This is a genomic window from Vibrio sp. Vb0667 (assembly GCF_033391095.1).
On record NZ_JAWPOL010000056.1, the window covers coordinates 1 to 8237 of the forward strand.

The window sequence follows — 8237 nt, forward strand, 5'->3', positions numbered from 1 at the left end:
CCGCGATCAAGCAGGTGCGACAGACGTCATACTAGATATCAAGCGACTTCTCCTATCCCCTGGGAACACATCAATCTTACCGGAGAATATCGTTGGCCAAAGCCTTAGCGTAGGATTTCGCCCTCTCCCGCAAACGACCCCTATTTGCGGAACTGCGGGCGTGGCGCTGTTGGTGTTGACACCAAACGCAGCGCTAGATCCTGTCGGCGTCGCAGCGGGCCTGGCGGGGGCGGTTTCCATGGCGTTCGGAACCGTGCTGACCCGCAAGTGGCAACCTCCCGTGCCTCTGCTCACCTTTACCGCCTGGCAACTGGCGGCCGGAGGACTTCTGCTCGTTCCAGTAGCTTTAGTGTTTGATCCGCCAATCCCGATGCCTACAGGAACCAATGTTCTCGGCCTGGCGTGGCTCGGCCTGATCGGAGCGGGTTTAACCTACTTCCTTTGGTTCCGGGGGATCTCGCGACTCGAACCTACAGTTGTTTCCTTACTGGGCTTTCTCAGCCCGGGGACCGCCGTGTTGCTAGGATGGTTGTTCTTGGATCAGACGCTGAGTGCGCTTCAAATCATCGGCGTCCTGCTCGTGATCGGGAGTATCTGGCTGGGCCAACGTTCCAACCGCACTCCTAGGGCGCGTATAGCTTGCCGGAAGTCGCCTTGACCCGCATGGCATAGGCCTATCGTTTCCACGATCAGCGATCGGCTCGTTGCCCTGCGCCGCTCCAAAGCCCGCGACGCAGCGCCGGCAGGCAGAGCAAGTAGAGGGCAGCGCCTGCAATCCATGCCCACCCGTTCCACGTTGTTATAGAAGCCGCATAGATCGCCGTGAAGAGGAGGGGTCCGACGATCGAGGTCAGGCTGGTGAGCGCCGCCAGTGAGCCTTGCAGCTGCCCCTGACGTTCCTCATCCACCTGCCTGGACAACATTGTTTGCAGCGCCGGCATTCCGATGCCACCCGAAGCAAGCAGGACCATGATCGGGAACGCCATCCATCCCCGTGTCGCGAAGGCAAGCAGGATGTAGCCTGTGCCGTCGGCAATCATTCCGAGCATGAGTGCCCGCCTTTCGCCGAGCCGGGCGGCTACAGGGCCGGTGATCATTGCCTGGGCGAGTGAATGCAGAATGCCAAATGCGGCAAGCGAAATGCCGATCGTGGTCGCGTCCCAGTGAAAGCGATCCTCGCCGAAAATGACCCAAAGCGCGGCCGGCACCTGTCCGACAAGTTGCATGATGAAGAAGACCGCCATCAGGGCGGCGACGACGGTCATGCCCCGGGCCCACCGGAACGAAGCGAGCGGGTTGAGAGCCTCCCGGCGTAACGGCCGGCGTTCGCCTTTGTGCGACTCCGGCAAAAGGAAACAGCCCGTCAGGAAATTGAGGCCGTTCAAGGCTGCCGCGGCGAAGAACGGAGCGTGGGGGGAGAAACCGCCCATCAGCCCACCGAGCACAGGTCCCGCGACCATCCCGAACCCGAAACAGGCGCTCATGAAGCCGAAGTGCCGCGCGCGCTCATCGCCATCAGTGATATCGGCAATATAAGCGCCGGCTACCGCCCCAGTCGCCCCGGTGATGCCGGCCACGATCCGCCCGATATAGAGAACCCAAAGGAAAGGCGCTGTCGCCATGATGGCGTAGTCGACAGTGGCGCCGGCCAGCGAGACGAGCAAGATTGGCCGCCGCCCGAAACGATCCGACAGCGCGCCCAGCACAGGTGCGCAGGCAAATTGCACCAACGCATACAGCGCCAGCAGAATGCCATAGTGGGCGGTGACGTCGTTCGAGTGAACCAGATCGCGCAGGAGGCCCGGCAGCACCGGCATAATCAGGCCGATGCCGACAGCGTCGAGCGCGACAGTGCTCAGAATTACGATCAGGGGTCTGTTGGGTTTCACGTCTGGCCTCCGGACCAGCCTCCGCTGGTCCGATTGAACGCGCGGATTCTTTATCACTGATAAGTTGGTGGACATATTATGTTTATCAGTGATAAAGTGTCAAGCATGACAAAGTTGCAGCCGAATACAGTGATCCGTGCCGCCCTGGACCTGTTGAACGAGGTCGGCGTAGACGGTCTGACGACACGCAAACTGGCGGAACGGTTGGGGGTTCAGCAGCCGGCGCTTTACTGGCACTTCAGGAACAAGCGGGCGCTGCTCGACGCACTGGCCGAAGCCATGCTGGCGGAGAATCATACGCATTCGGTGCCGAGAGCCGACGACGACTGGCGCTCATTCCTGAAGGGCAATGCATGCAGTTTTCGACGGGCGTTGCTCGCTTATCGCGATGGCGCGCGTATTCATGCCGGGACGCGGCCAGCCGCGCCGCAGATGGAAAAAGCCGACGCGCAGCTTCGCTTCCTTTGCGATGCTGGCTTTTCGGCAGGTGACGCGACCTATGCGTTGATGGCAATCAGCTACTTCACCGTCGGCGCTGTTCTTGAGCAGCAAGCTAGCGAGGCAGACGCCGAGGAGCGGGGCGAAGATCAGTTGACCACCTCAGCGTCTACGATGCCGGCGCGCCTACAGAGCGCGATGAAAATCGTCTACGAAGGCGGTCCGGACGCGGCATTCGAGCGAGGCCTGGCTCTCATCATCGGCGGTCTTGAATTGATTTGGACAAAAAACCAAGCATAGCAAAACAAAAAAATTAAGCTCGGAACCGCACAACGACACCCTGTTGTTGTGCGGTTCGAGTACCCAAGCGAAGCGCGGGAGCACTTTAAAAAACACTGACGCGCTTCGCTTGTCGGCTTCACGCATGGATAACTATTCGCAAGCGAAAGTTACCCACACGCGAACCATGAAATAAAAAGTCTAAGGCTCCATATGTTGAATATGAGCTAACACTCTTTCTAACTCAGTGAGCGCATAATTAATGGCCATGATGTTCTGGGGTAACGTTTCATTGTCACGTTGACGCTCGAGAACCTTGATCCGAGATTGGATAATTTCAACAGCAGAATTCATAACAGACACCTCAAGAAGATGAAAGAGCAATGCAGCCGCAAGCAGGCGAACTGCCCTTTCGGCTGCGCCGACCCCTACCCATTTCGACTCGATTTTGAGTGATTTGGATATCGTCTATGGTCGCTTTCCGTGGAGTTTTTTCTCTTACCCTTTCGGGCTGCCCTGCGCTGTGTGTAAAGGCTTTCGCCCCCCGTCCGAGTCACACAACACTAATCAGTTATTCCTTTTCCGCTTGTCCCCTCTAGCAGCTACAAGGGGCGGTATTATCGAGCTTTTCGCTTAGTTCTGATTAGTGCCTTTACCTGCCACCTTTCGGACTTCCCTTGGTCGGTGGCTGATGCGCGTCGTTCTGTCCAAAACATCTTGATCCAAACAGAGTGCAGGAATACTTGAAGTGCTTTTACGATATGAGCTATCATGAAAGGACTTACCGACCGCGAAATCGTAAGTATTTCCGAAAAAACCACCTTGCAGGGTGGTTTTTTCACATCTGGGGTTTATGTTATTACAACGATCCCACTCCAACAAGCGAAGATCGCTATATTGATTTCTATTGTCTAAATTCTGGGGCGCATTATTGGTCATATGTTAAATAGCCAACTTAGCCACTAAAAACGCCCATCTGACGCCCTCAGAAGCGCTAGGAGCGTTTTTTAACACTTTAGATAGGCAGAATACCCCTAAATCGATTTGAAAGTTTGTGACACTTTAGAGGCGATTTACAGGGCAAAAACTCACGAACTGGTTTGAAACCAAAAATCCTCCTTACACGCCATTTTCCTAACTTTGGGTACCTTCACGATGACAGAGACAAACCACAACGTTCTACCTTTCCAATCTCGATACCAAAAAGACATCGAGGAAATCAAAAACGAAGTACGCATGCTCGAAGCGGCTGGCCACTTTTCTGAATATCCCCACTCAACCACTGAAGCCAAACTCTTACCGATGAACCCCAACAGGGGGGAGCCGCAAGCGTAGAACGTCCCAAGACGTTCAGGGGAGCCCACGACCCGATAGCGCAGTGGGGGGCTTGCCCCGCGCGTCTAGGCAAAATGAGCGAGCGAATGTGCCTTGACCCACCGCGTTGATAGCGAGCGTTCAGCGAGTCCAACGGAGGCGACCTGGAACACATCCGCCAGGTGTGTGGAAAAAAGCCCTAGCAAGGCGGTGGGTCAAGGCGTAGCCGCAGACGCGCCCATGCAAATGAAACGTAGCGTCCAGCGAAGTGAAATGCGCAGCCAGTGAAACTGGCGAAGTCTTGATTTAATGGGGCGTTCAGCCACATTGAATCAATGCTCTGAAGCTAGAAATAAGATGAAATTCGAACGGATTTACATCAATTCTACAGTCAAATCTACCCTCAAACTCAATTGACGATAAAGTTGATGATCTATTTGTGGATGAAAACACTAAAAATAGGAGATTAAATTGACGGTAAAATTGCGGATAAACTAAGACGCTGACACACGAAAGAACGACAGTTCTATTTGGGTGGAAGTGTCTAGCGGGTAGCGAAGCGAAGGGCGGGACACGCCCGATTAGCCTGTGAAGTGAGTGGTGCAACAATGCCGCCAGCAGCAGGAACCCACCGAAGCGAGTCCGGCGTTCGCGCCTAACCGCAGTAGGAATCCTCGTCGTTTACGGCGAGGAGGATGTCAATTAAATTAGATAAATCTCTTATTGATAGACAAACACACTACACTTAATACCCATTATGTTAAAAACGACAGGATTCATGAAAATCATCAGAATTGTGCAGGATGGTTCACCTATCGATTAGATATGGGGTCTGAAGGCCAATAGAACGAAAACGTACGTTAGTGAAGTAACTGTCTGATATATCGAAACATAATGTACATTGGAAAACGCCATCAAAACGGTGTCTTTTTAATCGAAAATTGGCACTTAACGGACTTTCTTGTCTACTAATCGATTTTTCAGACGATAATTTTCCTCTTACCGTACGTTTTCGTACGGTTGGACCTCAAACCCCTTTGAGCGTGGCAAGCTGCACAAAGGGATAGGGCGGCACCAGAGAAAAATCACTCAGGGTCAATGCCAGCGCTTCGTTAATACAGATGTAGGTGTTCCACAGGGTAGCCAGCAGCATCCTGCGATGCAGATCCGGAACATAATGGTGCAGGGCGCTGACTTCCGGTGCCAGCAGATATTTTGGCAGTTTGCCTTGGATCAGAGCCATCTGACGCAGGGCTAGTGCAGCCGGATAGTCAATAGCTACCGGCAGCGGTGCGGACTGTTGTAACTCAGAATAAGAAATGAGGCCGCTCATGGCGTTGACTCTCAGTCATAGTATCGTGGTATCACCGGTTGGTTCCACTCTCTGTTGCGGGCAACTTCAGCAGCACGTAGGGGACTTCCGCGTTTCCAGACTTTACGAAACACGGAAACCGAAGACCATTCATGTTGTTGCTCAGGTCGCAGACGTTTTGCAGCAGCAGTCGCTTCACGTTCGCTCGCGTATCGGTGATTCATTCTGCTAACCAGTAAGGCAACCCCGCCAGCCTAGCCGGGTCCTCAACGACAGGAGCACGATCATGCGCACCCGTGGCCAGGACCCAACGCTGCCCGAGATGCGCCGCGTGCGGCTGCTGGAGATGGCGGACGCGATGGATATGTTCTGCCAAGGGTTGGTTTGCGCATTCACAGTTCTCCGCAAGAATTGATTGGCTCCAATTCTTGGAGTGGTGAATCCGTTAGCGAGGTGCCGCCGGCTTCCATTCAGGTCGAGGTGGCCCGGCTCCATGCACCGCGACGCAGCGCCGGCAGGCAGAGCAAGTAGAGGGCAGCGCCTGCAATCCATGCCCACCCGTTCCACGTTGTTATAGAAGCCGCATAGATCGCCGTGAAGAGGAGGGGTCCGACGATCGAGGTCAGGCTGGTGAGCGCCGCCAGTGAGCCTTGCAGCTGCCCCTGACGTTCCTCATCCACCTGCCTGGACAACATTGTTTGCAGCGCCGGCATTCCGATGCCACCCGAAGCAAGCAGGACCATGATCGGGAACGCCATCCATCCCCGTGTCGCGAAGGCAAGCAGGATGTAGCCTGTGCCGTCGGCAATCATTCCGAGCATGAGTGCCCGCCTTTCGCCGAGCCGGGCGGCTACAGGGCCGGTGATCATTGCCTGGGCGAGTGAATGCAGAATGCCAAATGCGGCAAGCGAAATGCCGATCGTGGTCGCGTCCCAGTGAAAGCGATCCTCGCCGAAAATGACCCAAAGCGCGGCCGGCACCTGTCCGACAAGTTGCATGATGAAGAAGACCGCCATCAGGGCGGCGACGACGGTCATGCCCCGGGCCCACCGGAACGAAGCGAGCGGGTTGAGAGCCTCCCGGCGTAACGGCCGGCGTTCGCCTTTGTGCGACTCCGGCAAAAGGAAACAGCCCGTCAGGAAATTGAGGCCGTTCAAGGCTGCCGCGGCGAAGAACGGAGCGTGGGGGGAGAAACCGCCCATCAGCCCACCGAGCACAGGTCCCGCGACCATCCCGAACCCGAAACAGGCGCTCATGAAGCCGAAGTGCCGCGCGCGCTCATCGCCATCAGTGATATCGGCAATATAAGCGCCGGCTACCGCCCCAGTCGCCCCGGTGATGCCGGCCACGATCCGCCCGATATAGAGAACCCAAAGGAAAGGCGCTGTCGCCATGATGGCGTAGTCGACAGTGGCGCCGGCCAGCGAGACGAGCAAGATTGGCCGCCGCCCGAAACGATCCGACAGCGCGCCCAGCACAGGTGCGCAGGCAAATTGCACCAACGCATACAGCGCCAGCAGAATGCCATAGTGGGCGGTGACGTCGTTCGAGTGAACCAGATCGCGCAGGAGGCCCGGCAGCACCGGCATAATCAGGCCGATGCCGACAGCGTCGAGCGCGACAGTGCTCAGAATTACGATCAGGGGTCTGTTGGGTTTCACGTCTGGCCTCCGGACCAGCCTCCGCTGGTCCGATTGAACGCGCGGATTCTTTATCACTGATAAGTTGGTGGACATATTATGTTTATCAGTGATAAAGTGTCAAGCATGACAAAGTTGCAGCCGAATACAGTGATCCGTGCCGCCCTGGACCTGTTGAACGAGGTCGGCGTAGACGGTCTGACGACACGCAAACTGGCGGAACGGTTGGGGGTTCAGCAGCCGGCGCTTTACTGGCACTTCAGGAACAAGCGGGCGCTGCTCGACGCACTGGCCGAAGCCATGCTGGCGGAGAATCATACGCATTCGGTGCCGAGAGCCGACGACGACTGGCGCTCATTTCTGATCGGGAATGCCCGCAGCTTCAGGCAGGCGCTGCTCGCCTACCGCGATGGCGCGCGCATCCATGCCGGCACGCGACCGGGCGCACCGCAGATGGAAACGGCCGACGCGCAGCTTCGCTTCCTCTGCGAGGCGGGTTTTTCGGCCGGGGACGCCGTCAATGCGCTGATGACAATCAGCTACTTCACTGTTGGGGCCGTGCTTGAGGAGCAGGCCGGCGACAGCGATGCCGGCGAGCGCGGCGGCACCGTTGAACAGGCTCCGCTCTCGCCGCTGTTGCGGGCCGCGATAGACGCCTTCGACGAAGCCGGTCCGGACGCAGCGTTCGAGCAGGGACTCGCGGTGATTGTCGATGGATTGGCGAAAAGGAGGCTCGTTGTCAGGAACGTTGAAGGACCGAGAAAGGGTGACGATTGATCAGGACCGCTGCCGGAGCGCAACCCACTCACTACAGCAGAGCCATGTAGACAACATCCCCTCCCCCTTTCCACCGCGTCAGACGCCCGTAGCAGCCCGCTACGGGCTTTTTCATGCCCTGCCCTAGCGTCCAAGCCTCACGGCCGCGCTCGGCCTCTCTGGCGAGGCGGATGTGACGCGGGTGCGCTTCGTGAAATCAGCCCAGCGGCTCGGATTCAGCCTCGACGAGATCGCAGAGCTGCTGAGGCTGGATGACGGCACCCACTGCGAGGAAGCCAGCAGCCTGGCCGAGCACAAGCTTCAGGACGTGCGCGAAAAAATGACCGACCTGGCGCGCATGGAAACCGTGCTATCCGAACTTGTGTTCGCCTGCCATGCGCGGCAAGGGAACGTTTCTTGCCCGCTGATTGCTTCGCTGCAAGGGGAGAAAGAGCCGCGTGGTGCCGACGCGGTGTAGCCGAGGGTAGTTACGCCTTAGCGTGCTTTATTTTCCGTTTTCTGAGACGACCCCTTCATGCCGCCTGTTTTTCCTGCTCATTGGCACGTTTCGCAACCTGTTCTCATTGCGGACACCTTTTCCAGCCTCGT

General features: G+C 56.8%; 10 protein-coding genes and 4 pseudogenes. 8 read left to right on the forward strand and 6 right to left on the reverse strand.

The annotated features are described in order from the left end of the window. Positions 1-142: 142 nt before the first annotated feature. A pseudogene (locus R8269_RS22905) lies at positions 143-658 on the forward strand (DMT family transporter); the annotation flags it as partial. Between the two features lie 31 nt (positions 659-689). Here the strand turns inward: R8269_RS22905 and tet(A) (R8269_RS22910) are convergent. Then, positions 690-1889 carry a tetracycline efflux MFS transporter Tet(A) gene (gene tet(A) / locus R8269_RS22910; protein ID WP_001973670.1) on the reverse strand — a complete coding sequence of 400 codons (1200 nt, stop codon included), beginning with the start codon at positions 1887-1889 and terminating at the stop codon, positions 690-692. A gap of 105 nt (positions 1890-1994) precedes the next feature. On the opposite strand from tet(A) (R8269_RS22910), the gene tetR reads away from it, so the two are divergent. Further along, on the forward strand, positions 1995-2627 hold the full coding sequence (gene tetR, locus R8269_RS22915) for a tetracycline resistance transcriptional repressor TetR (protein ID WP_276409642.1): 633 nt from the start codon (positions 1995-1997) through the stop codon (positions 2625-2627). 180 nt (positions 2628-2807) lie between these two features. On the opposite strand, the gene R8269_RS22920 is transcribed toward tetR, so the two are convergent. Continuing rightward, complete coding sequence (locus tag R8269_RS22920; protein WP_318073678.1) at positions 2808-2960, reverse strand: hypothetical protein; 153 nt, start codon at positions 2958-2960, stop codon at positions 2808-2810. A gap of 417 nt (positions 2961-3377) precedes the next feature. On the opposite strand from R8269_RS22920, the gene R8269_RS22925 reads away from it, so the two are divergent. Continuing rightward, positions 3378-3521, forward strand: coding sequence for a hypothetical protein (locus R8269_RS22925; RefSeq protein WP_225468280.1), 144 nt, complete (start codon positions 3378-3380; stop codon positions 3519-3521). Positions 3522-3761: 240 nt separating this feature from the next. After that, on the forward strand, positions 3762-3941 hold the full coding sequence (locus R8269_RS22930) for a hypothetical protein (protein WP_140071649.1): 180 nt from the start codon (positions 3762-3764) through the stop codon (positions 3939-3941). A gap of 1006 nt (positions 3942-4947) precedes the next feature. Here R8269_RS22930 and R8269_RS22935 read toward each other — a convergent pair. Continuing rightward, entirely contained in the window at positions 4948-5253 is a 306-nt protein-coding gene (locus R8269_RS22935) for a tyrosine-type recombinase/integrase (protein WP_009873361.1), read from the reverse strand. Positions 5254-5264: 11 nt separating this feature from the next. Continuing rightward, the gene (locus R8269_RS22940; protein ID WP_009873362.1) at positions 5265-5456 is read right to left on the reverse strand and encodes a hypothetical protein; all 192 of its coding nucleotides are present in this window, start codon (positions 5454-5456) and stop codon (positions 5265-5267) included. A gap of 65 nt (positions 5457-5521) precedes the next feature. Here R8269_RS22940 and R8269_RS26720 point away from each other — a divergent pair. Further along, positions 5522-5611 (forward strand): annotated as a pseudogene (locus tag R8269_RS26720) (type VI secretion protein); the annotation flags it as partial. 91 nt (positions 5612-5702) lie between these two features. Here R8269_RS26720 and tet(A) (R8269_RS22950) read toward each other — a convergent pair. Beyond that, a complete protein-coding gene (gene tet(A) / locus R8269_RS22950) occupies positions 5703-6893 on the reverse strand; it encodes a tetracycline efflux MFS transporter Tet(A) (RefSeq protein WP_033991588.1) in 1191 nt (396 codons plus the stop codon). Between the two features lie 105 nt (positions 6894-6998). Here tet(A) (R8269_RS22950) and tetR(A) point away from each other — a divergent pair, with 105 nt between their 5' ends. Then, positions 6999-7649: a tetracycline resistance transcriptional repressor TetR(A) gene (tetR(A), locus tag R8269_RS22955; protein ID WP_000164043.1), complete on the forward strand. Its 651-nt coding sequence runs from the start codon at positions 6999-7001 to the stop codon at positions 7647-7649. A gap of 31 nt (positions 7650-7680) precedes the next feature. Here the strand turns inward: tetR(A) and R8269_RS22960 are convergent. Next, positions 7681-7815 (reverse strand): annotated as a pseudogene (locus tag R8269_RS22960) (relaxase); the annotation flags it as partial. Between R8269_RS22960 and R8269_RS22965 the strand changes: the two are divergent. Together R8269_RS22965 and R8269_RS22970 are read left to right on the forward strand one after the other, a co-directional pair. Continuing rightward, positions 7810-8106, forward strand: a pseudogene (locus R8269_RS22965) (MerR family DNA-binding protein); the annotation flags it as partial. The pseudogenes R8269_RS22960 and R8269_RS22965 overlap by 6 nt on opposite strands. Before the next feature lie 57 nt (positions 8107-8163). After that, the coding region (locus R8269_RS22970; RefSeq protein WP_225478340.1) for an aminoglycoside phosphotransferase family protein at positions 8164-8237 on the forward strand (74 nt) is incomplete at its 3' end.